A 24,038-nucleotide genomic window follows, 5' to 3' on the forward strand; every position below is an offset into this window, starting at 1 on the left:
CGCCCTGCCCCCGGTCCAGCCCCACCGGCGGGCTGCATGCCCCGGATCAACTGCCGCATCGCCACCTCCACTGTCAGCATTGGGGGTCGCGGCGCGGTGACGCAAGCCAGACCTTTTCGGATGGATCAGGGCTGGCGCGCCGCCGCCGCTTGCGGCAGCCTTGGTCGATGCGCCTCATCGCCTTCACCCTGCTCCTTGCACTCGGCTTGCCGAACATCGCCTTTGCGGCGGAGGATCCCTGCCCCAAGGGCCCAGCCCAGATGATGGCCCTGCCGACCACCCGGGCCGCCCTGGCCCAGGGCCGCAAGGTGACCATCATCGCCTTTGGCTCCTCCTCGACCGAAGGCTCGGGCGCGAGCGGCCAGGACCGGACTTATCCCGCCGTCCTGGAGGCCGCGCTGCACGCAGCCCTGCCGGACGCGCGGTTGAAGGTCCTGAACCGCGGCCGTGGCGGCCAGGAGGTGGACGAGATGATGGCCCGGCTGGAAACCGACGTCATCGCCGCACGCCCCAGCCTGGTCATCTGGCAGGCCGGCGCCAATGCCGTGCTGCGCGGCATGGCACCCGAGGCCTTTATCGCCGCCATGGCGGATGGGATCGAGCGCCTGCATGCCCGCGGCACCGATGTGGTGCTGATGGACAGCCAGCGGGCGCCAAGAATCCTCCAGGCGCCGCATTTTGAACGCTTCGACGCAGCCTTGAAGACCCTGTCGACGACGTTGCATGTCCCGCTGTTTTCCCGCGCGGCGCTGATGGAGGCCTGGGAGGCGGCAGGCGTCCCCCATACCGATCTGATCGGCGCCGATGGACTGCACCACAACGACCGCGGCTATGCCTGCGTCGCCCATGCCCTCGCCCAGGCCGTGGTGGACGCGGCCGGACCGAGGCGCATCGCCGGCCGCTGAACCGGCATCAGCCCGCCGCACGCATCCGGCCGGGATTGAGGATCCCACGGGGATCCATGACGGCCTTCACCCGGCGGCTGAGCGAGGCCAAAGCAGCCGCTTCTTCCGGTAAGACAGCCACGGCTGCCCGCAGCGGCTCCGGTGCCCGGAACAAGGTGAAGGTGCCACCGGCTGCCGCGGCGGCAGACATCACTGCCGCGTGCGCGGCCTCGGTTGCAGGGCCCGCCAGCCAGACCAGCCCACCGCCCCAATCCAGCAGCGCCTTGCGGAAGCCCAAGGCCTCGACCACGCCAGGGCCCGCCGTCGGCTGCACTGAAATCCGCCAGATCGCCTCCTCGGGTGCCGCAGCCAGCGGTTCAGCATCCCGGACCGAGCGCCACAAGCTGCGGCTTTCCGCATCCTCCAGCACCGAAACTTCGCCCATCATGGCCAGATCGGCCTTGAGCCGTGCCGCCCGGTAGGTGACGGATTCTGGGAATTCCTCCAGCCGCAGCAGGGCCATCGGCTGCTCGCCTGCCAGCAAGGCAGCGCCGCTGACGCCATAGGGGCTGCCGAGCCCGGCCGAGAGCACCCGTACGCCGGCGGCCAAGTCCGGCACCCGGACCGCCACGGTGCCGGTCGCGGGCGGCCCCGGCAGCACCTTCAGGGTCACCTCGGTGATGACGCCCAGGGTCCCGTAGCTGCCCGCTAACAGCTTGCAGAGATCGAGCCCGGTGACATTCTTCAAAACCCTGCCGCCGCTGCGGAAGACTTCGCCCAACCCGTTCATGGCGCGGATGCCCATGACATGGTCGCGCATGGCCCCGGCCGTGATGCGACGCGGACCGGAGAGGTTGGAGGCGACCAACCCACCGATGGTCGCGGCTTCCGGGGCCCCGAAAAGGCCGGACAAATCCGGCGGCTCAGCGATGACATGCTGGCCACGTTCGGCCAGCGCCGCCTCGATCTCCGGCAGCGGCGTGCCGGCCCAAGCGGAGATGATCAGCTCCTGCGGCCGGTAGAGCGTGATGCCGGACAAATTCCGCAGGGACAGGGTCCGCGCCGCCTGCACCGGGCGCAACAGGGCGCGCTTGGTGCCCCGCCCCTCGATCGCCAGCGGCTCCCCGGCGACGGCGGCGGCGGCAATGGCCGAAGCGACGCCAGCTTCATCGGCGGGTGCAAGCGACTGGCTCATGCAGCGACCTGGAAGGCGGCATTGCCGGCCAGCGGAAAGACCTTGGCCGGGTTCAGCAGCCACCCCGGGTCGAAGGCTGCCTTGACCGCCCGCATCTGGTCGAGCTCGAAGGGGGTGAATTGCACCGGCATCAGGTCGCGCTTCTCGACGCCGACGCCATGCTCCCCGGTCAGGCAGCCGCCGACCTCGACGCAGAGGGTCAGGATGTCGGCGCCGAATTGCTCGGCATCATGGAAGCTTTTCGGGTCGTTGGCATCGAACATGATGAGCGGATGCAGGTTGCCGTCACCGGCATGGAAGATATTCGCCACCTGCAGGCCGTAGCTGGCCGACATCTCGCCGATCCGCTTGAGGACGAAGGGCAATTGTCCCGTCGGAATGGTGCCGTCCATGCAGAGATAGTCGGGCGAGATGCGGCCGACCGCGCCGAAAGCCCCCTTGCGGCCCTTCCAGATGGCCAGCGATTGCTCCGCGGTTTCCGCGACCTTCAGGCTGATCGGGGCGAAGCGCTCGCAGATCTCCTTCAACCGGCCAAGCAGCATGTCCTGCTCCTCGGTGCAGCCCTCGACCTCGATGATCAGCATGGCCTCGGCGTCGAGCGGATAGCCGGCATGGGCGAAGGCTTCGCAGGCATGGATCGCCGGGCGGTCCATGAATTCCAGCGCCACCGGGATGATCCCGGAAGCGATGATGGCATCCACGGCCTCGCCGGCGACCTCATTCGAGGTGAAGGCGGCCAGCATGGCGCGCTGGCCTTCGGGGCTGTGCAGGATGCGGACCGTCACTTCGGTGATCACCGCGAGCTGGCCCTCGGATCCCGTCAGCAGGCCGAGCCAGTCATAGCCCGCGGCGTCCAGGTGGCGGCCGCCAACCTCGAGGATCTCGCCCTCGATCGTCACAAGCTTCAGCCCGAGCAGGTTGTTCGCCGTCACCCCGTACTTCAGGCAATGCGCTCCGCCCGAGTTCATGTTGACGTTGCCGCCGATCATGCAGGCCAGTTGGCTGGACGGGTCCGGCGCGTAGAAGAAGCCGTCGGCCGCCACATGGTTGGTGATGCCAAGGTTGGTGACGCCGGCCTCCACCACCGCCAGGCGGTTGGCATAGTCGACCTCGAGGATGTGGTTCATGCGCATCAGCCCGAGCACGACGGCATCGGCCAGCGGCAGCGCCCCGCCGGACAGGCTGGTTCCGGCGCCACGGGGCACCACCCGGACGCCATTGGCATGGCAATAGGCCAGCACGGCGGCGACCTGTTCCGTAGTGGTCGGCAGCACCACCGCCAGCGGTGGCTGCCGATAGGCCGAAAGCCCGTCGGTCTCATAAGGTTTGAGCCGCACCGCCTCGCTGATCACCCCATCGCCGGGGACCAGCGCCTGCAGGCCGGCGACGATTTCCGCGCGGCGGGCCATCACCTCGGGCTTGGGTTCGGGCAGGCTGATCACGGGCGACACTCCTCCACGGTGGTTGAAAATGGGCCGGCGGGCGGCATCGGGCAAGCACCACGCTTGCCGCGGCGGTCCCGCGCGGCCACTCTCCGGCGCCGATCCGCGCCCTGGAGAATCCCTTGTCCCCGTTTCGCCGACTCTTCTTCGTTGCAACCTTGCTGCTGGCGTCCTTGGCCCTGGCGCCTGCGGCCTTCGCCCAGATACGCGCCGGCACCTATGGGGTGGAAGGACAAAACCCTGACGGCAGTTCCTATGAGGGCACGTTTGAGCTGATGGAGGGCCCGAGCGCCGCCTGGGTCGCCCGCTGGAACGTCGGCAATGCCCAGATCATCGGCCTGGGGCTGATCCAGGGCGGTATGCTGGCGCTGTCCTTCAACGTCGAAGGCCGGCCGGGCATCGCGGTCTATGGGGTCGAACCGGACGGTACCCTGCGTGGTACCTGGACCAGCGGCGGCGGCCTTGGCACGGAAACCCTGACCACGCGCTGAACCCCCAAGCATGCGAAAGCCGCCGTGGCCTAGCCACGGCGGCTTTCGATAACCATTACCCGCGGGCCTTTCGGCCCGCACGCTCTCAGCCCTGGCGGGCCTTCAGGCGGGGGTTCTTCTTGTTGAGCACGTAGATGCGGCCACGGCGGCGCACCACCACGCAGTTCTTGTCGCGCGTCTTGGCGGATTTCAGGCTATTGCGGATCTTCATGACGCGGACTCACTGATACGCGAAAGGGTTGCGGCGGACGCAGGGGCGCCCATCGGGGATGGCGGGGATTAGGCGAAGCCCCGCCTGGAGTCAATCTCGGGCGGTCAATCCGCTGCCAGCCGATCGGCCTCAGCCGAGGCCAATCGCAGGAAGCCATCCCGGGTCTGCGGCAGTTTCCGGCCCAGGATCTGCTCTGCCACCTGGGTCCGCAGCACCTGGGCGGTGCCGCCGGCGATGGCGAACATCCGCGCATCGCGCAGGATGCGCTCCATCGGATTCTCCCGGCTATAGCCCGCGGCGCCCCAAACCTGGAGTGCGGCATTGGTCACCTCGATGGCGGAATCGGCCGCCATGACCTTGGCCTGGGCGGCGGCCAACCGGTCCGGGAAGCCATTCGGCCCGGCGCTGCGGGCTGCCCGCCAGACCAGGGCGCGGGACGCCTCCAGCTTGATCGACATATCCGCCAGCATCCAGCCGAGCCCCTGGAATTCGGCAATCGGCCGGCCGAACTGCCGCCGCTGCTGGGCAAAGGCCAGCGCCCTCTCATAGGCCCCGGCACCAAGCCCGAGCGCCACCGTCGCAGCGCCGACACGCTGACCGTTATAGGCATCCATCAGCTTGCCGAAGCCCCGTGCGAAGCCGCCGGCCGGCGCCAGCAGCATGTCGTCCGGCACGAATAGGTCGCGGAAGCGGATCTCCGCCTCCGGCATGCCCTTCAGCCCCATCGAGGGGATGCGCCGGTGCACGATCAGCCCAGCCGGATCCCGCTCCCCATTGCGGACCACGAGGAAGCCGCCGATCCCCAGCTCCCGCCCATCCTCGAAGGCCCGGGCGAAGATCAGATGGAGACGAGAGATCCCGCCCCCGGTGATCCAATGTTTTTCACCATTGATGACCCAGCCATCGCCTCGCCGATCGGCCCGGGTCGCCATGTCGGTAGCGGCCGAGCCGGCGCCGGGTTCAGTGATGCAGATCGCCGGCTTGTCCCCGGCGAGGACAAGGTCGGCGGCGATCCGCTTCTGCGCCGGCGTGCCATAGGCCATGATGGCGCCGAGCGCGCCCATGTTGCTCTCGACCGCGATGCGGCCGCAGACGGCGCAGGCCTTGGAGAGTTCCTCAATGACCAGGGCGGCATCGAAATAGGTCAGACCTGGGCCGCTCCATTCACGCGGGATGGTCAGGCCCATCAGCCCGGCGTCGCGCATCCGCGCCACCATGGGCCAGGGGTATTGCTCGGTCCGGTCGGTCTCGGCGGCCTGGGCGGCGGCGACGTCTGCGACCGCGCGGGCACGGTCGCGCAGCGCTTCCTGATCTTTCGTCAGACCATCATCCATGCTGGCAGCCTCCCGGTTTTGATTGCAGTTATGCCACCTGGATGGCAGCGGCAATGGCCGGCGCCAAGCTGCGGAATTCCGCAGCGCGCGGGCTGCGCGCCCGCCAGGCCAGCGCCAGGCTGCGGCTGGGGGCAGCCGCCCCGGCATCCGGCGATTCCAGAGGCCTCACCTCGACCGCCGCCCCCGCCAGCACGCCGCCTTCCAGCGACAGCCGCGGCAGGAGGGTCACGCCCAGGCCGCTGGCGACCATCTGCACCAGAGTATGCAGCGAGGTGGCGGCAAAATTATCCTCGGCCGGCATGACGCCGCGCGGCAGGCCGCAGGCATCCAGCGCATGGTCCCGCAGGCAGTGGCCATCCTCCAGCAGCAGCAGGCGCTCGGCGGTCAGCGCCCCCACCGGTACCCGGTCCCGCGCGGCCAGCCGATGCCCCGCCGGCAGCGCGGCCAGAAAGGGGTCCGCGGCGATCGGCAGAGTCTCCGCTTCGCCACAGGCGCAGGGCAGCGCCAGCAGCAGCAGATCCAGCCGCCCTGCCTCGAGCTGGGCGACCAGCCGCTCCGTCTGATCTTCCCGCAACCAGAGCCGCAGTCGCGGGAAAGCGGACCGCAGTGCCGGCATCAGCCGCGGCAGCAGGAAGGGCCCGATGGTGGGGATGACCCCCATGCGCAGCGGACCGGAAAGTGGGTCCCGCGCCGCCGCCGCGGTCTCTGCCACTGCCTCCAGCGCATTGAGCGCGGTACGGGCCCGCCCGACCACCTCGAGCCCTAGCGGCGTGAAGACTGGCCGCTTGGCCGAGCCACGTTCCAGCAGATGCGCGTCCAGCTGCCGTTCGAGCGCGATGATGCCGGCCGAGAGCGTCGACTGCGTCACCGCGCAGGCAGCAGCCGCACGGCCGAAATGGCCGAGGTCGGCGAGCGCAAGCAGGTAGCGGAGCTGTTGCGGACTGGGCAGGGTTACCATGCAGTGCAAATGCCGGGACTGATCGATCGCGTCAATCGAAATGCCGAAAACTATTCATTGGACCATCAAATGCTGCTTCGCCTATATCCTGTCCTGCAGTGGAGTTGGCGGGGCCTCAGGCACCGTTTCCTCCCGGCGACTCACAACCAGAGGGGATTTCCTGCATGCTCACCGTAGGCGACAAGTTTCCGTCCTTCGCCCTGACCGCCGTCAAGGCCGGCGACGAAGGCCTCAAGGGCCCGGGCGTGTCCTTCGTCGACATGACCAATGCGACCGATGCCGGCAAGTGGAAGGTGGTCTTCTTCTGGCCGAAGGACTTCACCTTCATCTGCCCGACCGAGATCGCCGCCTTCGGCAAGCTCGCCAGCGAGTTCGCCGACCGTGACGCGGTGGTCTATGGCGTGAGCACCGACAGCGAGTTCGTCCATCTGAACTGGCGCGTCCACAACGAGGATATCCGCAACCTCGAGATCCCGATGCTCTCCGACCTGAAGCGCGAGCTCTCGGAAGCCCTCGGCATCCTCGACAAGGACGCCGGCGTGCCGCTGCGCGCCACCTTCATCGTCGATCCGGATGGCACCATCCAGTGGGCCTCGGCCAATGGCCTGAACGTCGGCCGCAATCCGCAGGAAGTGCTGCGCGTGCTCGACGCCTTGCAGACCGACGAGCTCTGCCCCTGCAACTGGACCAAGGGCGAGGAAGCCTTGAACGCCCAGAAGCTGTTCGAGAAGGCCGCGTAAGCAGCCTCACCGACTGCCTCCCTCCCGCCCATGGCGGGAGGGGGTGCGCCCAACCGGGGTGATGCCCCGGCTCGGCCCACCCCAACAATCAGCTTTTTTTGGAAGGATCCCGCCATGTCGCTGGAAGCCCTACGCAACCGCCTGCCCGAATATGCCAAGGACCAGAAGCTGAACCTCGGCAGCCTGGCGGCCGAGCCCACGCTGACCGAACAGCAGCGCGCCGGCACCTTCGTCGCTTCAGCGCTTGCCAGCCGCAATGCCGAGGTGACCCGGGCCATCGTCGCCGAATTCGGCCCGAAGCTGAGCGCGGAGGCACTGACCGCGGCCAAGGCCGCTGCCTCCATCATGGGCATGAACAACGTCTACTATCGCTTCACCCATTTGGTGCCAGGCACTTATGGCACGATGCCGGCCAAGCTGCGGATGAACATCATGGCCAAGCCGGGCGTCGAGAAGGCGGACTTCGAGCTCTGGTCGCTCGCGGTATCGGCTATCAATGGCTGCGGCATGTGCATGGAATCGCACGAGAAGGTCGTCCTGGCCCATGGCATCTCCAAGGATGCGGTGCAGGCTGCGGTGCGCATCGCCAGCGTCGTGCATGCGGTGGCCGCGACCCTGGATGGCGAGGACGCCCTGGCGGCCTGACCTTCATCTGCCCTTAACGTGCAGGCCCCATCCTCGGCGTCGATCCGAGGATGGGAACCACCTGACAGATGGACCACCAGTGCGCTGAGGCCATTGCTCCAGCCCAGCCGCGCCGCGTGACGGACCGGGAGCGTTTCCTGACCTTCGCCCTGGCGGCGGCGGAGATGCTGCTGGAAGTCTCACCCGATGGCCGCATCAGCTTCGCCATCGGCGCCTTCCAGAGCCGGCTGGGCCAGCCACCCGAGGCTTGGGTTGGCCGCCAGATCCGTGATCTTGTCGCCCTCCCCGACCGCGCCGATTTCGACCGGGGCTTCAATACCCTCCTCGCCCGGGATCGCCTGGCACCGACCGGCTACCGGCTGAACGACGCTGCGGCAACCCCGGTCTCGATCGCCGGTCTTCGGCCGCTCGGCCAGGATGCCGACCGGCTTTGCCTGACCATTGCCACCACGCCTGGCCAAGCCGCCCGTCCGGACCTGGCCAATGGGCCAAGCTTGCGGGAAGCCGCCGAGGCCGAGGCCCGTGCCGACCAGCCGCATGGCACGCTGGGCCTGTTGGAGATACGCGCCGAGGGCAGCGCTCCGGCGGCTGAGGTTGCGACGCTGATCCGCCATACCCTTTCGGATCGCCTGACCACCGATAGCCTCGCCGGGGACCTGGGTAGCGGCCGCTATGGCGTCATCTGCCCGACCGCCGCCGACGTCACCGCCATCGGCACCCAGATCGAAGAGTTGCTGGCCGGGGCCGGGCTGACCGCCTCCATCGCCACAAGCTCCCTGCCCCTCGAAGCCGCAGGCCTCACTCCCATGCAGGCGACGCGTGCCCTACGCTATGCCCTCAAGGCCTTCACCCTGGGTGGTAGCGCCGCGGTCGCCGCGGCTGGCTTCGACTCGGGCCTCGGCGGCTTCGTCGCGGCTGCCTGCGCCCGCGGCGCTTGGCTGCGGCGCGCCATCGCCGATCGTCGCTTCACCCTCAGCTTCCAGCCCATCGTCGCCCTGCAGACCGGTGACATCCACCACTATGAGGCGTTGCTGCGGCCCGAGGCGGAACCCGATGCCCCGGTCCAGGGCCCACAGGACTTTGTTACTTTTGCCGAAACCATCGGCCTGTCCGAGGAACTCGACTGGGCTGTGCTGGGCGCGGTCTGCGGTGCTGCCCGCACCGCCCGCGGGACCCGAATTGCTGCCAATATCTCAGGCCTGTCCCTGCAAAGCCCTGCCTTTCGGTGCCGGCTGCTCGCCCTGCTCGATGCCGAGCCGCTACTGACCCATCGCCTGCTGCTGGAGATCACGGAGACTGCCGAGATCGACGATGAGGCCGAGGCCATGCAAAGCGTCGCCGCCCTGCGGGCGCGCCACGTCCCGCTCTGCATCGACGACTTTGGCGCGGGCGCCGCTGCCTTCCGCTACCTCCGCATCCTGCGGGTTGACTACGTCAAGATCGACGGGCTCTACGTCACCAATGCCATGCGCGGCACCAAGGACCGCACCATCATCGCTTCGATGGTCGATCTCGCCCGCGGCGTCGGCGCCAAGGTGGTGGCCGAGCATATCGAAACGGCCGAGGAAGCGGCGCTGATGCGCGAACTCGGCGTGGAATACGGCCAGGGTTGGCTCTTCGGCCGGCCAGCGCCACTACCGGGGCGCTAGCCGGCGCGTCTGCTCAGGACCATTCTGCGGCGATGTAGCGATACCCCTCGCCGTCTCGGGCAATATGCCCTGCCGCGGGGAAGGGAAAGTGGTAGCCGACCACTCGCACCCGGTCGGTCGCCACCCGGTCGAGCACCCGGCGCCGTGTCGCTTCTGCGACCTCTGCGTCAAATTCGAACACGGAATGCAGGCCGGGCTGCCGGGCGAATAATTCGGGCCGGTGGGTGGTATCGGCCAGGATCGCCAATTCCTCCCGCCCGTCCGCCACATGGAAGATGCTATGGCCCGGGGTATGGCCATGTGCCGGAATGGCATGGATCCCGGGCACCACTTCCGCATCCGGGGCAAAACGGCGGATGCGGCCCTGGTAGGGCGCGAAACGACGGGTGACATTGGCAAAGTTCACCCGCTGACCCTCGGGGCTGCGGCTCTCGTTGGTCAGATCGCTCCACCAGGCCCATTCAGGCTCGGCAAGGGCGATTTCGGCATTCGGGAAGAAAGCGGCGCCCTCCCGCGTCGTCAGCCCGTGGATATGATCCTGGTGGCAATGCGTGATCACCACCAGCCCGACTGCCGCCGGATCCAGCCCGGCCGCCGCCATATGCGCGGGCAACAATCCGGCGGTTGCGCTCATCTGTCCGCCGGTGCCGGCATCGAAGGCGATCAGCTGCTTCCCGGTATCGACGAAGGTGACGGTATAGGGCCCGTCATAGGTCGTGGTCGGCAGGAAGCTCTCGGCCAGCACCCCCTGTACCTGATCCAGGGGTGCATTCCGCACCAGGCCCTGGACGTTACGGCGATTGAAGCCGTCGAAAATGGTGGTGACGGTGAAGCCACCAACCTTGAAGCGGAAGAAGCCCGGTGCCTGGGGCAGCACCGGCCCGGTCGGCGGGGCCGCCAGCACTGCCTCCGGCGCCAGGACCAAGGCCGGGGCAGCAAGCGCGGCAGCCAAGGCAGTACGACGTGTCCTCGCCATATCATGTCTCCCAGTAGTGCCCGACGGATGCCCCGGATGGCGGCCTTACGCCACCCGATGCGGCGGTTCGGTTCCCTTGATCAGCACGGCGTCCAGGTTCCCCAGCGCCCGGTTGCCCATGGCATCTCGCACCTCGATGGTAGCGCTGCCGAGATGCGGCAGCAGTGCCACGTTCTCCAGCGCGAAATAGCCGGGGTTCACCTTAGGCTCGCCGTCATACACATCGAGCCCGGCGGCACGGATATGGCCGGAGGTGAGTGCCGCGATCAGCGACTCGTCGTGCACCGAAACCCCGCGCCCGCTGTTCACCACCACGCTGCCCTTCTTCATCTTGGCCAGCCGCGCCGCATTCAGCCAATGCCTATTGGCGTCGCCGCCCGGGACATGCATCGAGATGACGTCGATGGTGCTGAGGAAGCTGTCCTCGTTATCGTGGTAGATGGCACCCTGCTCCACTTCCGGCGGCAGCTTCTGGATGTCCCGGTAATGGATTTCCATTTTGAAGCCGCGCGCCATGGCGGCCAGTTCCCGACCGATCCGGCCGAAGCCGAGGATGCCGAGCTTTTTGCCTTCCAGCGTCACACCGAGGAGCTGGGTCGGCGCCCAGCCCTTCCACTGCCCGGCGCGGACCATCCGCTCCCCCTCGCCGGCCCGGCGCGCGGCCATCAGCATCAGCGTGAAGGCGGTCTCGGCGGTGGCGAAGCTCAGCACCTCGGGCGTGTTCACCACCTTGATCCCGCGCGCCTTGGCGGCGGCGATATCGATATGGTCGAAGCCGACGCTGAAGGTGGCGATGACCTTCACGCTGTCCGGCAGGGCATTGATGCAGGCGGCATTGAGCTGGTCCCCCGCCGCGCCGAAGACGCCATCGGCGCCGAGGGCGGTCGCCCGGCGGGCGATCTCGGCGCCATCGGTGGACCAGGGTTCGTCCTGCGGGTTGAACGTCGCCGCATAGTCGTGGGCGCAACGCGCCTCGATCGCCTCGGGCAGCTTGCGGGTCACCAGCAGGACGGGCTTGGCCATCGGATCGTCTCCTCCATTATCCCTCCGTCCTACCAACCTGGGGCCAGTCTTGCCAGCCAGAGCCGGCGAAGGCAGGGTCGCGCCCACAGATACGGGAGCAGACGGATATGGACCTCGGATTGAAAGGGCGTCGCGCCCTGGTCATGGGCGGCACCAAGGGGCTGGGCCGCTCCATCGCGGATGCGCTGGCCGCAGAGGGCGCCAGCCTAGTCATCAGCGGGCGTGACCAGGGCCGCCTGGATGCCGCCGCGACGGAACTCAAGGCAGCCGGTGCCGCCGCCGCCAGCGGCATCGTCGCCGATGTGGCGACCCTGGCCGACATGGACCGGGTGGCCGATGCGGCTATCGCGGCGCTCGGCGGGATCGATATCCTGGTGCTGAACCACGGCGGCCCGCCGCCCTGCACTGCCTCCCAGATCACCGTTCCGGCCCTGCAGGAATGGTTCCAGCACATCGTCGCCTCACCGATCCACATCACCAACCGGCTGCTGCCGGCGATGCGGGAGCGCGGCTGGGGCCGCATCATCGTGGTCGGCAGCACCGGCATGCAGCACCCGATCCCGACGCTGGCACTGTCCAATACCCTGCGCGCCTCGATCTGGGGCTGGCTGAAGACGCTCTCGGGCGAGGTGGCCAAGGACGGCGTGACCATGAACGTGCTGGCGCCGGGCACCATCCTGACCGACCGCGTCACCCAGACCACCACGGTCCGGGCGAAACAGATGAACGTCAGCTTCGACGAGGCGCTGGCCAAGGCCTCGGAGGAGATCCCGGCCGGGCGGCTCGGCACGCCGGACGACTACGGGCCGATGGGTGCCTTCCTCGCCAGCGAGAAGGGCGGTTACATCACCGGCTCGATGATCCGCGTCGATGGCGGCCGCGTACGGGGCATGGTCTAGCCAGCCCCGTGCTGTGGCGCGGGTCTTGCTAAACCCGCGCCGCCAGGAGACCTGAGATGCTGCCCAATCTGACGCCCGACGTCGAACTCGCGGAAAAGCTGTTTGCCGAGCTCAAGGCCCGCAGCTTCGACGGGGTCGGCATCACCCGCGAAGCCTATGGACCGGGGGAGCGCATGGCGCATGCCCTGGTCAAGGAAGCGGCAGAGGCGATCGGGCTGGAGAGCAAGGTCGACCCGATCGGCAACCTCTTCCTGACCCTGCCGGGGGTCGACCGCGCGGCGAAGCGCGTCATCCTCGGCAGCCACCTGGACAGCGTGGCGCAGGGCGGCAATTTCGACGGCGCGGCCGGCGTGCTGGCGGGTCTCGCCGCGGTCGCCGGGATGAAGCGGGCCGGCTTCACCCCAGGGCGGGACATCACCGTCATGGGCATCCGCGCCGAGGAAGCCGGTGCCTGGTTCCCCACCTCCTATCCCGGCAGCCGTGGCGCCCTCGGTCTCCTGCCCGCCAGCGACCTGGCGGTTAAGCGGATGGACAACGGCATTCCCCTGCGCGACGCCATGCGGGCCGAGGGCTTCGACCCCGGTTTCGTCGAACGTGGCGAGAAATCCATCGGGCCCGACAGCGTCGCCGCCTACCTCGAGGTCCATATCGAGCAGGGGCCGGTGCTCGACGCCGAGGAGATCCCAGTCGGCATCGTCACCGGCATCCCCGGCAGCCGCCGCCTCCGCGCCGGCCGCGTCACCGGCGAGTACAACCACTCCGGCGGCACCCCGCGCAAATACCGCAAGGATGCCGCCATCGCGCTCGCCGACCTCGCCGTGGCGCTGGACGAGGCTTGGTGCCGGCTGGAAGCCCAGGGCCACCGCATGGTCTGCACCTTCTGCACCCTGGCCACCACCGCCGAGGCCGGCTTCACCAAGATTGCCGGCGAGGCCACCTTCATGCTCGATGTCCGGGCGGTGAACCTGCACAGCTGCGACCTGCTCTTCGAGGTGCTCTACGCCAAGGTGGCGGAAATCGAAGCCCGGCGCGGCGTCAAATTCGACCTCGGGCCGGAGGGCGGCAGCCGCCCCAGCCTGATGGATGCAGGGGTGCAGGCCGGGCTGAAGCGAGCGGCCGAGGCGCTGGGCATCCCTGCCCTCGTCATGGCCTCCGGCGGCGGGCATGACGCGGCGGCCTTCGCCCAGGCCGGCATCCCGGCCGGGATGCTCTTCGTCCGCAACCAGCACGGCAGCCACAACCCGCATGAGGCCATGCGGATGGACGATTTCGGAAAGGCCTGCGCCGTCGCGCAGCGCTTCGCAGCGGAGTTCGGGATTTGAGCGCGAAACTCGCCGTCGATATTGGCGGCACCTTTACCGACTTGGCCATCGAGGATGGCGACCGGCGCTGGACCGCGAAGGTCCTGACCACTCCCGCGGCGCCGGAGCTCGGCGTGCTGGAGGGCGTCCGCGTCGTGCTCGCCAATGCCGGCCTCGCCGCCGCGGACATCACCCTGGTCATCCACGGCACGACGCTTGCGACCAATGCCGTCATCGAGCGCAAGGGCGCCAAGACCGCGCTCATCACCACCGAGGGCTTCCGCGACGTTCTCGCCCTGGGCAATGAGAGCCGCTACGACCAGTACGATCTGAACATCGAGCTGCCGCAGCCGCTGGTCCCCCGCCGCCTCCGCCTGCCGGTGACCGAACGCCTGGACAATACCGGCAAGGTATTGCTGCCGCTGGATGAGGCCGCGGTCGAGGCCCATGTCGCCTTCATGAAGGCGGAAGGCGTCGAAGCCGTCGCCATCGGCTTCATGCATGGCTTCGTGAACCCGGCGCATGAGAAGCAGGCCGCCGCCATCATCCGCCGCCTCTGGCCCGAGGTCCCGGTTTCCTTGAGCTGCGAAGTCTCCCCCGAGATGCGGGAATGGGAGCGCTTCAGCACCACCGTCGCCAATGCCTATGTGCAGCCGCTGATGGCCAGCTACCTGGCGCGGCTGGAAGTCGGCCTCCGCGCCGCCGGCCTCGGCTGCCCGCTGTTCATGATGCTTTCGGGCGGCGGGCTGACCACGCTGGAGACGGCGGCGCGCTACCCCATCCGCCTGGTCGAGAGCGGCCCGGCCGGCGGCGCCATCTTCTCCGCCCATGTGGCGAAGCAGCGCGGCCTGACCGAGGTGCTCTCCTTCGACATGGGCGGCACCACCGCGAAGATCTGCCTGATCGACGACTATCAGCCCCAGGCCAGCCGCACCTTCGAGGTCGCCCGCGTCGGCCGCTTCAAGAAGGGCTCCGGCCTGCCGCTGCGGATCCCGGTGATCGAGATGGTGGAGATCGGCGCCGGCGGCGGCTCGATCGCCGCCGTCGACAGCATGGGCCGCATCACGGTTGGGCCGGAAAGCGCTGGTGCCGACCCCGGCCCGGCCTGCTACGGCCGCGGCGGCACCAAGCCGGCGGTGACCGATGCCAACCTGACGCTCGGCCGCTACGACCCGTTGCTGTTCGCCGGCGGCAACCTGCGGCTCTACCCGGAGCCCTCGCGCGATGCGCTGGCCGCAGAGGTTGGCGGCAAGCTCGGCCTTTCCGGGGAAATGGCGGCACTCGGCGTGGTCGAGATGGTCGACGAGAACATGTCGAACGCCGCCCGCGTCCATGCCATCGAGAGCGGCAAGGGTTTCTCCGGCCGCACCATCATCGCCTTCGGCGGCGGCGGACCGGTGCATGGCTATCGCGTGGCGGAGAAGATCGGCGTGAAGCGGATGCTGGTGCCCTCGGGGGCCGGCGTCGGCAGCGCCATCGGCTTCCTGCGGGCACCGGTCGGCTATGAGGTGGTGAAGTCGCTGTACCAGCGCTTTGCGAGCTTCGACGTGCCGGCGGTGAATGCGCTGCTCGCCGGCATGGTGGCCGAAGCCGCGGCGGTCGTCGCCGACGGCGCCTTCGACGCGCCGACCCACCAGACCCGCATCGCCTACATGCGCTACGTCGGCCAGGGCCATGAGATCGCCGTGCCGCTGCCGCCGCGCGACCTGACCGAGGCCGACGTGCGGGAAATCCGTGCCCTCTACGACGTGGAGTATTCCCGCTTCTACGACCGCCCGGTGCCGGGCAGCGATGTCGAGATCATGTCCTTCGCCGTGACGGTGGCGACCATCGCCGACCCGGTGGAACCCGCCGCCGAGGTGGAGGACGCCCCCGCCCCCGCGCCGATCCGCCATCAGGCGGTGCGCGACACGACCAGCGGCGAGGTGACGGATTGGGCAGTCTATGACCGCGGCCAGATGGCGCCCGGCTGCACCGTCCCCGGCCCCTGCATCGTCGCGGAAGCGGAGACCAGCACGCTTATCGGCCGCGGCTGGAACTGCCGCATGGATGGCCTTGGCTACCTCGACCTGACGCAGGAGGCTTGAGCATGAAAGAGACCGGAGCCCTCGCCAAGATCCAGCGCCAGATCCAGTGGAACCGCCTGATCGCGGTGGTCGAGGAACAGGCGCAGACCATGATCCGCACAGCTTTCTCGACGACCGTGAGAGAAGCCGGCGACCTCTCCGCCGGCATTTTCGATCTTCAGGGCCGCATGCTGGCCCAGGCCGTCACCGGCACGCCGGGCCACGTCAATTCCATGATGGAAAGCGTGGGCCACTTCCTCGCCAAGTTCCCGGCCGCCGGCATGCAGCCCGGTGACCACTACATCACCAACGACCCCTGGCTCGGCACCGGCCACCTGCACGACCTTACCGTCGTCACCCCGGCCTTCCGGAACGGTAAGATCGTCGGCCTCTTCGCCAATACCGCCCATATCATCGATATCGGCGGCCTCGGCATGGGCCCCGAGGGCCGCAGCGTCTTCGAGGAAGGGCTCTACATCCCCATCGTGAAGTGCTTCGACCGCAACGTTCCGAACGAGACCTTCTTCGACTTTATCCGCGTCGGCAGCCGCACGCCCGTGGAGCTGGAAGGCGACATCTACAGCCTGTGTGCCTGCAACGACGCCGGCGCCAAGCGGCTGGTCGAGATGCTGGACGAGTTCAGCATGGACAGCCTGGACCCGCTGGCAGAGTACATCTTCGAGAGCTCCCTCCACGCGACGCTCGAGGAAATCCGCAAGCTGCCGAAGGGCACCTACGCCGGCGCGATCAAATCCGATGGCTATGAATTCGAGGTCACGCTCAATGCGGCGATGACCATCCACGAGGACCGGATCGAGGTCGACTATGCCGGCACCTCCGGCCTCTCGACGCGCGGCATCAACGTCCCCCCCGCCTATTGCCGAGCCTATTCCTGCTTCGGCATCAAATGCGTCGTGGCGCCGGAGATCCCGAACAACTGGGCCTCCCTCAGCCCCTTCCACATGATCATCCCGGAGGACTGCATCCTCAACGCCCCCCGCCCCTACCCCGTCAGCGTCCGCCACGTGGTGGGCCAGCTGCTTCCCGACCTGATGATGGGCTGCCTGCACCAGGCGGTGCCGAGCCGGGTCAATGCCGAAGGGTCTTCCGCCTTGTGGAATCCTCCCCTGCGCGGCGGCAGCCAGGTCTCTGGCCAGAATGCCGAGACCGAGGATTTCGAGATCATCACCTTCAACTCCGGCGGCACCGGCGCGCGTCCGACCAAGGATGGGCTGGACGGCATCGCCTTCCCCTCCGGCGTCCGAACCATGCCGGTGGAAGCCACCGAGAACGTCGCCCCGGTGATCTTCTGGAAGAAGGAGCTGCGCCCTGACAGCGCCGGCGCCGGCCGCACCCGCGGCGGCTTCGGCCAGATCATGGAGATCGGCGCCAAGGGCGATGCCGAATTCGCGGTGAACGCCATCTTCGACCGCGTCGCCAACCCGCCCAAGGGCCGCGAGGGTGGCGGCGAGGGCACCGCCGGCTGGGTCGGTCTGAACGACGCCAATGGCACGCCGTTGCGGACCAAAGGCTTCCAGATCATCCCCAAGGGCAAGCGGCTGCTGCTGAAGCTGCCCGGCGGCGGCGGCATGGGCGACCCGAAGCAGCGGGACCCGGCGCTGGTGGCGCGCGACGTGGCCGATGGCCTCGTCACGCCCGCCGCCGCGAAGGAGATCTACGGCGTCGAGGTCTGACGCCGTGCAGCCGGGGCCTCAGCCCCGGCGCATGCTTTCCACCATCGCCCCATAGACCAGGTTCTTCCAGATCATCCGGGTCCGAACCCGGTTGCTCGGCCCCTGCGCCATGAGAATCGCCACCAGCCCCTCGGCCCGGTCGATGGTGAAGCTGGTGCCCCAGGCGCCGGCCCACATCGCATCCCCGGTGCTGCCCGGCGCGGTGCCGACGCCATCCTGCAGCCGCACCGCGAAGCCCAGGCCGAAGCCATAGCCCGGCCCGGTCGAGGCCATCGGGCTGCCCGCCATCCCGACCGTGTGGTTGGACTGCATGAAGTTCACCACCGGCGCCGCCAGGTAGCGCCGGCCCTCGAGCACGCCGTTGTTGCCCATCATCATGGCGAAGCGGGCGTAGTCGGCGGCGGTCGAGACCAGCCCGGCGCCGCCTTTGAGGTAGCTCGTCTCCCGCTCATCGTTCAGGATGCGATAGGCCCGCCACATCGTCTCCTTCTGCGGATCGCTGTCGGGCGCCTCGGCCAGCCGCGAACGCTTGGTTTCCGGCACAAACCAGCCAGTGTCCCGCATGCCGAGCGGTCCCAGCAGCCGTTCCTCCAGCACCGCGTCCAGCCGCTTGCCGGCGACTCGCTGCACCAGCAACCCCAGCACGTCGACCGCGATGGAGTAGAAGAAGGTCGTGCCAGGCTGGAAGGCCAGCGGGATGGCCCCGAGCCGCTTCAGCATCTCGTCGCCGGTGATCGCCTCGCGGGCCGACTCGATGTTCTGCTCCTCGTAGGCCGACTTGATCGCCGGTGAGGGCGAGGCACCGGAATAGACGAAGCCGGCGGTATGGCGCAGCAGGTCATGGATGGTGGGCGCGCGGGCCGGGGCCACCAGTTCGGTCTGGCCGTCCCGCGTCACCTCCACCTTCAGGTCACGCAGTTCGGGCAGCACGCCGGAAATCGGGTCGTCCAGCTTCATGCGACCTTCCTCGACCAGCATCATCGCGGCGGTCGAGACGATCGGCTTGGTCATCGACGCCTGCAAGAAGATCGAATCCCGCGCCATGCGCTTGGTCTTGGCTGCATCCTGGTGGCCATGCGCCTCGAAATGGACGATCTCACCCTGGCGGGCGATCAGCGTGACGGCCCCGGGGAAGGACCCGCGTTCTGCCTCGGCCTGCATGACGCCGGCGATGCGTGCCAGCCGATCACGGGCGAAGCCGCGGATCAAAGGGCTTGGCGGCATAGCGCCGGGCGGACGCGGCAGGGCGGTCTGCGCGGCGGCCGGCAGTGCCGCGCTGGTCAAGCCAGCCATGGCAGCGGCAAAGGCCGGGCGCCGCCCGATCCGAGTGGTGCTCATGGACATCTCCTCTCCTGGCCGGGGTCTGCGCCCCTCCTGAGGCGATGCTGCGCCCAGCAGATGAGCCGGGCAAGCGGGCGACGGGTGTGTCCCGCCGCCCATGGGCCTTCAGCCGCGGACCAGAGGACAGCCACCCTCGCCGATCGGGCGGAAAGCATCTTCCGCAGCAACGCTGCTGACCAGCTTGTAGTAGTCCCAGGCGCCCTTGCTCTCGCCCGGCGCCTTCACCTCGAACAGATGCGCGGGATGGATCTTGCGACCGTCCTCGCGCACCCGGCCGGGGCCGAAGCAGTCGTCATCGGTCGGCATCGCCTTCATCCGCTGCACCACCTCAAAGCCGCTGGCCTTCGCCCGCTCCAGACCGAGGTCGGCGACTGCCTTCAGGTAATGCAGCGCACCCGAATAGGTCCCGGCGTGCTCCTGGTTCGGGTAGTTGGTCGGCGTCTTGGGCTTCACCCGGTCGAGGAAGGCGCGGGTGCGGTCGTTGAGGTCCCAGTAGAAGGTTTCGCAGACCGTCAGCCCCTGCGCCACCTCAAGGCCCATGGCATGGATATCGGTGACGAACATCGGCGTGCCGACCAGCCGTGCCCGGCGCGTGACGCCGAACTCCCGGGCCTGCTTGATGCAGTTGATCATGTCGCCGCCCGCCATCAGCAGCCCCACCACCTTGGCCCGGCTCGACTGCGCCTGCAGTAGGAAGGACGAAAAATCCGCCGTGCCCGGGAAGGGGAAGCGGGCCGCGCCGATCACCCGGCCGCCGGCGGCGCCGATGAAGCGGGTCAGGTCGCGTTCCATCTGATGACCGAAGGCGTAGTCGGCGGTGATGAAGTACCAGCTGTCGCCGCCGCTCTTCACCGTCGCTTGGCCAACCGAATTCGCCAGCATCCAGGTATCGGCGGTCCAATGGACGGTATTCGCCGAGCAACGCTCGCCGGTAATCACCGCGCTGAGCGCGCCGCTGTTCATCTGGACCTTGTTCTTTTCCTGCACCAGCCCGGCCAGGGCGAGCGCGATGGCGGAGTTGTTGACCTCGCAGATCATGTCGACGCCGCGCTGGTCGATCCATTGGCGCGACATCGCCATGGCGACATCGGGCTTGTTCTGATGGTCGCCCTGGATGACCTCGACCGCGATGCCGCGGGCCGCCAGGCCGCTGTCTTCGACCGCCTGCTGGACGCAGGCTACGGCGGTGGGGCCCGAGGTATCGCGGTAGGTGCCGGAGAAATCCGCGAGCACGGCGATGCGGATGGGGGCATTGGCCTGGGCGCGGGCGCCGCCGGCGGTGAGGAGCGAGGCGCCGGCGGCGCCGAGGCCGGTCAGCAATTGGCGGCGGTCGAGCTGCGTCATGATGGTTCGTTTTCCTCCATTGGACCGCGGTTAACTGCCCGCGGCCGGGCGCCCATGGCAAGCATCGATGCGCTGCGGCCTTCCCCCCGCCGCCGTGGCCGGGTAACCCTGGGCCGGACCGATCCGCCCCACTGCCACCTTGCCAGGAGCCCGCACCCAATGGCCCTCCGCTGCGATCTGATCATCCGCGATGCCACCCTGTTCGACGGCACCGGCGCCCGCCGCAGCGTGGGCGATGTCGGCGTCACCGGGGACCGCATCATGGCAGTCGGCGACCTCGGCGGCGCCAGCGCCGACCGGGAGGTGATCGCCACCGGCAAGGCACTGGCCCCGGGCTTCATCGATGCCCATACCCATGACGACCGCGCCGTGCTGATGGGCTGCGAATGCTTACGCTGCAAATCGAGCCAGGGCGTCACCACCGTCGTCGTCGGCAACTGCGGCGTCTCGCTCGCTCCGCTGGTCACCGACAAGCGGCCGGTCTCGCCGCTCGACCTGGTGGGCGAGGACGGCTGGTTCCGCTTCGGCAGCTTCGGTGATTACGCCGAAGCACTGCGCAAGACCCCGGCCGCGGTGAATACCTATGCGCTGGTCGGCCACCAGACGCTCCGCTACCGCGTCATGGGCGATGACCTCTATCGTCCGGCCAAGGACAACGAGATCGCGCAGATGCGGCAGATCGTCGCCGAGTCCCTGGCCGAGGGCGCCTCGGGCTTCTCCACCGGCCTCTACTACAAGCCCAATATGCATGCGACGACCGAGGAGGTGATCGCGGTCGGCGAGCCGCTGCGGGCGGCGGGCGGCATGTACTTCACCCATATGCGGGACGAGGCGGACAAGGTCTGCGCCTCCATCGAGGAGACGCTGAAGATCGGCAAGCGGCTCGGCGTGCCGGTCTGGATCAGCCACCACAAATGCTCGATGCCGGAGAACTACGGCCGCAGCGTGCAGACCCTGGCGCTGCTGGAGGCCTCGGTCGCGCTGCAGGAAGTCGCCTACGACATGTACCCCTACCCGGCGGGGTCCACCGTGCTGATGCCGGACCGGCTGCGGGACGATGTGCGGGTCATCATCACCTGGTCGGTGCCGCATCCGGAATTCGCGGGCAAGGATCTGGCCGAGGTCGCCCGCGGCTGGAACATGGACCAGCGGGCCGCGGCGGAGAAGCTGATGCCCGCCGGCGCCATCACCTTCCAGATGGACGAGGACGACGTCCGCCGCATCATGGCGCATCCCATGTCGGTCATCGGCTCCGATGGCATCCCGCATGATGCGCATCCGCATCCCCGGCTCTGGGGCACCTTCCCGCGGGTGCTCGGCCTCTATTCCCGCCAGCTCGGCCTCTTCGACCTCGAGACCGCCATCCACAAGATGACGGGCCGCACCGCGGCGCTGTTCGGGATGGAGGATCGCGGCGTCCTTAAGCCTGGCGCCTATGCCGACCTGGTGCTGTTCGACCCGCACAAGGTCATCGACCGAGCCACCTTCGAGGACCCGAAGCAGGAATCCGAAGGCATCGACGAAGTCTGGACCAATGGCACCTCCACCTTCCGCGCCGGGACCGGACTGACGGGCGAGACTCCCGGCCGGCTCATCCGCCGCCACCGGGCATGACCGGCAGCCCTGCTCCGGAGCCGCCGCGACCCGGCGCCCCGGCGGTCGAGCCCACCACCAGCTACAGTGGGATGGCAGTACAGCAGGGAACCTTGCCGCGCGCCGCCATCGTCGGCGCCGGCATCCTGGGCCTGGTCGCCGCCGCCGCCTGGTTCGGCTTCAGCAGGGATGCCACCCCACCCATCGACCGCTATCTGCGCCAGGGCCCCGCGGCCGCCGCCGTAGCGCTGAAGCGCGACCTCCAGACCGAATTCCCCTCCGGCTCCCAGGTTTCGCCGCTGATCCGCCGGCTGGAGAGCCTGGGGATGGGTTGCACCCTGGCCTCTGAGTCCCGCGCCCAATGGGATTGCTCCCTTACCGTCCGCTCCGAGGGACGGCGCAGCCTGCAACTGCGTGCCACCATCGGTACCTTCGGCGACAAGGTCGTTGCCATCGACACGGCCGCGATTGAAAGGGCGCAGTAGCCCGGCTTGGCGATCCAGCGCGACAGCGCTAGGCATCCTCAACCGAGGAGACGTCAAATCATGCCGACCGCCGCCGAACGCATCGTGGAATTCCTGGCCGCCCAGGGCATCGATCGCGCCTTCTGCGTCCCGGGCGAGAGCTACATCGCCCTGCTCGATGCGCTGCACGCCCATAACAGCCTGGATTTGGTCACCTGCCGGTCCGAGGGTGGGGCCGGCTTCATGGCGGTTGCCGATGCCAAGCTGACCGGTCGCCCCGGCGTGGTGCTGGTTTCCCGCGGCCCCGGCGCCTGCAATGCCAGTATCGCCATCCATACCGCCGAGCAGGATGCCGTGCCGCTCATCCTTCTGGTCGGCCAGGTGGAGAAGCGCGACCTGCGCCGCAATGCCTTTCAGGAAATCGACTACGCCAACATGTTCCGCGGCGTGGCAAAGTGGGTGGGCGAGGTGACCGACCCCGACCAGGCGCCTGAGTTCATCGCCCGGGCCTATGCCATGGCCATCGGGGGCGTGCCCGGCCCGGTAGTGCTGTCGCTGCCCGAGGACGTGCTCGCCATGGACTGCGCCGCCCCCCTCATGGCCGCGACGCTGCCAAACCCCCTGCCCCCGGCCCCGGCCGATGCCACACGCCTCGCCGCCATGCTGCGCGGCGCCGAGCGCCCCATCCTGCTCGCCGGCCACGGCTTCGAGGCACCGGGCGGGCGCGAGGCCCTGCGCGCCTTCGCCGAAACCTGGCAACTGCCGGTCGCCGTCTCCTTCCGCCGCCAGGACCTGTTCCCGAACGACCACCCGCTTTATGCCGGCGACCTCGGGCTGCGGAACCCGGATGCCCAGCGTGCCGCCTTCGCCGAGGCGGATCTGGTCATTGCCCTCGGCACCCGGCTGACCGACATCACCACCCAGGGCTGGAGTTGGCCGGCAGCCGGGCAGCGTCTGGTGCATGTCTGCGCCGATCCACGCTTCCTCGGCTGGCTGTTTCCGGCCGAGCTGGCCATCGCTGCCGACGCGCGCGCCACCATTGCCGCCCTGGCCGCCGAGGCAGCCGCCGCACCAGCCGGCCGTGCCGCCTGGTGCCAGCAGCTGCGCGCCCTTCACGTCGCCGATTGCGGCGTGGTGCCGCGGGATTTCGCCGATGGCGTCGCCTTTGCCGAGGTAGCCAAGCTGATCGAGCAGGTCGCCGCGCCGGACGCCATCGTGACACTGGATGCCGGCACATTCGGCGCACCCTTCTACCGCAAGGTCGGCTGGGTGCCGCCGCAGCGGCTGGTGGTGCCCATCTCGGGTGCCATGGGCTTCGGCATTCCGGCTGCCGTGGCTGCGGCGCTGCGCTGCCCGGGGCGGCAGGTGATCGGATTGGTGGGCGATGGCGGGGCGCTGATGACCGGGGCCGAATTCGCCGTGGCCGTGGCGCGGGGGGCGGCGGTGAAGCTGATCCTTTCCGATAACGGCAGTTATGCCAGCATCCGCATCCATCAGGAGAAGGCGCATCCGGGGCGGGTCTCGGGCACCAGCCTGATCAACCCGGATTTCGCCCAATGGTGCGCCGCCTTCCGGGTGCCGGTGACGGTGGTGAACGGCAAGGCGGATTTCCCCGCTTTGGAAGCGGCTCTGGCGGCGCCGGGGCCGGCCGCGGTGGTGGTGCGGACGTCGCTGGAGGCGGTGCTGCCGCAGCGGCTGGCGGCGAAATAGGCAGGCGCACTCCGTCTAGTGACGAAAGACCGGTGAGGCACTGTCGGGGAGAATACCTTCCCCCCGACAGTGCCTCAC

21 protein-coding genes are annotated in these 24,038 nt (G+C 68.6%); 12 read left to right on the plus strand and 9 right to left on the minus strand.

Going from position 1 to position 24,038, the window contains the following annotated elements:
• The first annotated feature begins 167 nt into the window (after positions 1 to 167).
• The gene (locus AC0IW9_RS28235) at positions 168 to 905 is read left to right on the plus strand and encodes an SGNH/GDSL hydrolase family protein (protein ID WP_471651636.1); all 738 of its coding nucleotides are present in this window, start codon (positions 168 to 170) and stop codon (positions 903 to 905) included.
• Positions 906 to 912: 7 nt separating this feature from the next.
• Here AC0IW9_RS28235 and glcE read toward each other — a convergent pair whose 3' ends face one another.
• Both glcE and AC0IW9_RS28245 read right to left on the minus strand, forming a co-directional pair.
• On the minus strand, positions 913 to 2,079 hold the full coding sequence (glcE, locus tag AC0IW9_RS28240) for a glycolate oxidase subunit GlcE (protein ID WP_471651637.1): 1,167 nt from the start codon (positions 2,077 to 2,079) through the stop codon (positions 913 to 915).
• The gene (locus AC0IW9_RS28245; protein WP_471651638.1) at positions 2,076 to 3,521 is read right to left on the minus strand and encodes an FAD-linked oxidase C-terminal domain-containing protein; all 1,446 of its coding nucleotides are present in this window, start codon (positions 3,519 to 3,521) and stop codon (positions 2,076 to 2,078) included. Before AC0IW9_RS28245 ends, glcE begins: the two co-directional genes overlap by 4 nt.
• 122 nt (positions 3,522 to 3,643) lie before the next feature.
• Here AC0IW9_RS28245 and AC0IW9_RS28250 point away from each other — a divergent pair, with 122 nt between their 5' ends.
• Positions 3,644 to 4,012: a hypothetical protein gene (locus tag AC0IW9_RS28250; RefSeq protein WP_471651639.1), complete on the plus strand. Its 369-nt coding sequence runs from the start codon at positions 3,644 to 3,646 to the stop codon at positions 4,010 to 4,012.
• Between the two features lie 85 nt (positions 4,013 to 4,097).
• On the opposite strand, the gene ykgO is transcribed toward AC0IW9_RS28250, so the two are convergent.
• From ykgO to AC0IW9_RS28265, 3 genes are all read right to left on the minus strand, one after another.
• Positions 4,098 to 4,223, minus strand: a complete 126-nt coding sequence (ykgO, locus tag AC0IW9_RS28255; RefSeq protein ID WP_133287551.1) for a type B 50S ribosomal protein L36 — start codon at positions 4,221 to 4,223, stop codon at positions 4,098 to 4,100.
• Between the two features lie 104 nt (positions 4,224 to 4,327).
• Positions 4,328 to 5,557 (minus strand): 3-sulfinopropanoyl-CoA desulfinase, encoded by a 1,230-nt coding sequence (gene acdA / locus AC0IW9_RS28260; RefSeq protein ID WP_471651640.1) that lies wholly within the window; start codon positions 5,555 to 5,557, stop codon positions 4,328 to 4,330.
• A gap of 28 nt (positions 5,558 to 5,585) precedes the next feature.
• The gene (locus AC0IW9_RS28265; protein ID WP_471651641.1) at positions 5,586 to 6,515 is read right to left on the minus strand and encodes a hydrogen peroxide-inducible genes activator; all 930 of its coding nucleotides are present in this window, start codon (positions 6,513 to 6,515) and stop codon (positions 5,586 to 5,588) included.
• Positions 6,516 to 6,679: 164 nt separating this feature from the next.
• On the opposite strand from AC0IW9_RS28265, the gene AC0IW9_RS28270 reads away from it, so the two are divergent.
• The 3 genes from AC0IW9_RS28270 to AC0IW9_RS28280 all read left to right on the plus strand — a co-directional run bounded on the left by AC0IW9_RS28270 (position 6,680) and on the right by AC0IW9_RS28280 (position 9,549).
• Positions 6,680 to 7,255: a peroxiredoxin gene (locus AC0IW9_RS28270; RefSeq protein WP_471651642.1), complete on the plus strand. Its 576-nt coding sequence runs from the start codon at positions 6,680 to 6,682 to the stop codon at positions 7,253 to 7,255.
• Positions 7,256 to 7,369: 114 nt separating this feature from the next.
• Positions 7,370 to 7,900 (plus strand): alkylhydroperoxidase, AhpD family, encoded by a 531-nt coding sequence (gene ahpD, locus AC0IW9_RS28275; RefSeq protein ID WP_471651643.1) that lies wholly within the window; start codon positions 7,370 to 7,372, stop codon positions 7,898 to 7,900.
• A 68-nt stretch (positions 7,901 to 7,968) separates the two neighbouring features.
• Complete coding sequence (locus AC0IW9_RS28280; protein ID WP_471651644.1) at positions 7,969 to 9,549, plus strand: EAL domain-containing protein; 1,581 nt, start codon at positions 7,969 to 7,971, stop codon at positions 9,547 to 9,549.
• Between the two features lie 13 nt (positions 9,550 to 9,562).
• Here AC0IW9_RS28280 and AC0IW9_RS28285 read toward each other — a convergent pair whose 3' ends face one another.
• Complete coding sequence (locus tag AC0IW9_RS28285; RefSeq protein ID WP_471651645.1) at positions 9,563 to 10,525, minus strand: MBL fold metallo-hydrolase; 963 nt, start codon at positions 10,523 to 10,525, stop codon at positions 9,563 to 9,565.
• A gap of 45 nt (positions 10,526 to 10,570) precedes the next feature.
• Positions 10,571 to 11,548: a 2-hydroxyacid dehydrogenase gene (locus AC0IW9_RS28290; protein ID WP_471651646.1), complete on the minus strand. Its 978-nt coding sequence runs from the start codon at positions 11,546 to 11,548 to the stop codon at positions 10,571 to 10,573.
• Between the two features lie 107 nt (positions 11,549 to 11,655).
• On the opposite strand from AC0IW9_RS28290, the gene AC0IW9_RS28295 reads away from it, so the two are divergent.
• From AC0IW9_RS28295 to AC0IW9_RS28310, 4 genes are read left to right on the plus strand one after another with little or no spacing between them, the layout of a single operon-like run.
• A complete protein-coding gene (locus tag AC0IW9_RS28295; RefSeq protein WP_471651647.1) occupies positions 11,656 to 12,447 on the plus strand; it encodes an SDR family oxidoreductase in 792 nt (263 codons plus the stop codon).
• Positions 12,448 to 12,503: 56 nt separating this feature from the next.
• Complete coding sequence (locus AC0IW9_RS28300) at positions 12,504 to 13,769, plus strand: hydantoinase/carbamoylase family amidase (RefSeq protein ID WP_471651648.1); 1,266 nt, start codon at positions 12,504 to 12,506, stop codon at positions 13,767 to 13,769.
• The gene (locus AC0IW9_RS28305; RefSeq protein ID WP_471651649.1) at positions 13,766 to 15,835 is read left to right on the plus strand and encodes a hydantoinase/oxoprolinase family protein; all 2,070 of its coding nucleotides are present in this window, start codon (positions 13,766 to 13,768) and stop codon (positions 15,833 to 15,835) included. The genes AC0IW9_RS28300 and AC0IW9_RS28305 overlap by 4 nt, the downstream gene beginning before the upstream one ends.
• A 2-nt stretch (positions 15,836 to 15,837) precedes the next feature.
• Complete coding sequence (locus AC0IW9_RS28310) at positions 15,838 to 17,508, plus strand: hydantoinase B/oxoprolinase family protein (protein WP_471651650.1); 1,671 nt, start codon at positions 15,838 to 15,840, stop codon at positions 17,506 to 17,508.
• Positions 17,509 to 17,526: 18 nt separating this feature from the next.
• On the opposite strand, the gene AC0IW9_RS28315 is transcribed toward AC0IW9_RS28310, so the two are convergent.
• Together AC0IW9_RS28315 and AC0IW9_RS28320 are read right to left on the minus strand one after the other, a co-directional pair.
• The gene (locus AC0IW9_RS28315) at positions 17,527 to 18,846 is read right to left on the minus strand and encodes a serine hydrolase domain-containing protein (protein WP_471651651.1); all 1,320 of its coding nucleotides are present in this window, start codon (positions 18,844 to 18,846) and stop codon (positions 17,527 to 17,529) included.
• Between the two features lie 108 nt (positions 18,847 to 18,954).
• Entirely contained in the window at positions 18,955 to 20,193 is a 1,239-nt protein-coding gene (locus tag AC0IW9_RS28320; RefSeq protein WP_471651652.1) for an ABC transporter substrate-binding protein, read from the minus strand.
• Between the two features lie 159 nt (positions 20,194 to 20,352).
• On the opposite strand from AC0IW9_RS28320, the gene AC0IW9_RS28325 reads away from it, so the two are divergent.
• The 3 genes from AC0IW9_RS28325 to AC0IW9_RS28335 all read left to right on the plus strand — a co-directional run bounded on the left by AC0IW9_RS28325 (position 20,353) and on the right by AC0IW9_RS28335 (position 23,960).
• Positions 20,353 to 21,807 carry an N-acyl-D-amino-acid deacylase family protein gene (locus AC0IW9_RS28325; protein ID WP_471651653.1) on the plus strand — a complete coding sequence of 485 codons (1,455 nt, stop codon included), beginning with the start codon at positions 20,353 to 20,355 and terminating at the stop codon, positions 21,805 to 21,807.
• A gap of 92 nt (positions 21,808 to 21,899) precedes the next feature.
• Positions 21,900 to 22,271: a hypothetical protein gene (locus AC0IW9_RS28330; protein ID WP_471651654.1), complete on the plus strand. Its 372-nt coding sequence runs from the start codon at positions 21,900 to 21,902 to the stop codon at positions 22,269 to 22,271.
• Between the two features lie 60 nt (positions 22,272 to 22,331).
• Positions 22,332 to 23,960 (plus strand): thiamine pyrophosphate-binding protein, encoded by a 1,629-nt coding sequence (locus tag AC0IW9_RS28335; protein ID WP_471651655.1) that lies wholly within the window; start codon positions 22,332 to 22,334, stop codon positions 23,958 to 23,960.
• Positions 23,961 to 24,038: the final 78 nt, after the last annotated feature.

The sequence above is a fragment of the Belnapia sp. AC561 genome, from assembly GCF_979252845.1.

Bases quoted from the DNA above. Each gene is read 5' to 3' on its own strand.
- glcE (WP_471651637.1), bottom strand. From the start codon at position 2,079: ATGAGCCAGTCGCTTGCACCCGCCGATGAAGCTGGCGTCGCTTCGGCC.
- acdA (WP_471651640.1), bottom strand. From the start codon at position 5,557: ATGGATGATGGTCTGACGAAAGATCAGGAAGCGCTGCGCGACCGTGCC.
- AC0IW9_RS28270 (WP_471651642.1), top strand. From the start codon at position 6,680: ATGCTCACCGTAGGCGACAAGTTTCCGTCCTTCGCCCTGACCGCCGTC.
- AC0IW9_RS28300 (WP_471651648.1), top strand. From the start codon at position 12,504: ATGCTGCCCAATCTGACGCCCGACGTCGAACTCGCGGAAAAGCTGTTT.
- AC0IW9_RS28280 (WP_471651644.1), top strand. From the start codon at position 7,969: ATGGACCACCAGTGCGCTGAGGCCATTGCTCCAGCCCAGCCGCGCCGC.
- AC0IW9_RS28265 (WP_471651641.1), bottom strand. From the start codon at position 6,515: ATGGTAACCCTGCCCAGTCCGCAACAGCTCCGCTACCTGCTTGCGCTC.
- AC0IW9_RS28310 (WP_471651650.1), top strand. From the start codon at position 15,838: ATGAAAGAGACCGGAGCCCTCGCCAAGATCCAGCGCCAGATCCAGTGG.
- AC0IW9_RS28295 (WP_471651647.1), top strand. From the start codon at position 11,656: ATGGACCTCGGATTGAAAGGGCGTCGCGCCCTGGTCATGGGCGGCACC.
- AC0IW9_RS28290 (WP_471651646.1), bottom strand. From the start codon at position 11,548: ATGGCCAAGCCCGTCCTGCTGGTGACCCGCAAGCTGCCCGAGGCGATC.
- AC0IW9_RS28325 (WP_471651653.1), top strand. From the start codon at position 20,353: ATGGCCCTCCGCTGCGATCTGATCATCCGCGATGCCACCCTGTTCGAC.
- AC0IW9_RS28320 (WP_471651652.1), bottom strand. From the start codon at position 20,193: ATGACGCAGCTCGACCGCCGCCAATTGCTGACCGGCCTCGGCGCCGCC.
- ahpD (WP_471651643.1), top strand. From the start codon at position 7,370: ATGTCGCTGGAAGCCCTACGCAACCGCCTGCCCGAATATGCCAAGGAC.
- AC0IW9_RS28315 (WP_471651651.1), bottom strand. From the start codon at position 18,846: ATGAGCACCACTCGGATCGGGCGGCGCCCGGCCTTTGCCGCTGCCATG.
- AC0IW9_RS28335 (WP_471651655.1), top strand. From the start codon at position 22,332: ATGCCGACCGCCGCCGAACGCATCGTGGAATTCCTGGCCGCCCAGGGC.
- AC0IW9_RS28285 (WP_471651645.1), bottom strand. From the start codon at position 10,525: ATGGCGAGGACACGTCGTACTGCCTTGGCTGCCGCGCTTGCTGCCCCG.
- AC0IW9_RS28235 (WP_471651636.1), top strand. From the start codon at position 168: ATGCGCCTCATCGCCTTCACCCTGCTCCTTGCACTCGGCTTGCCGAAC.
- ykgO (WP_133287551.1), bottom strand. From the start codon at position 4,223: ATGAAGATCCGCAATAGCCTGAAATCCGCCAAGACGCGCGACAAGAAC.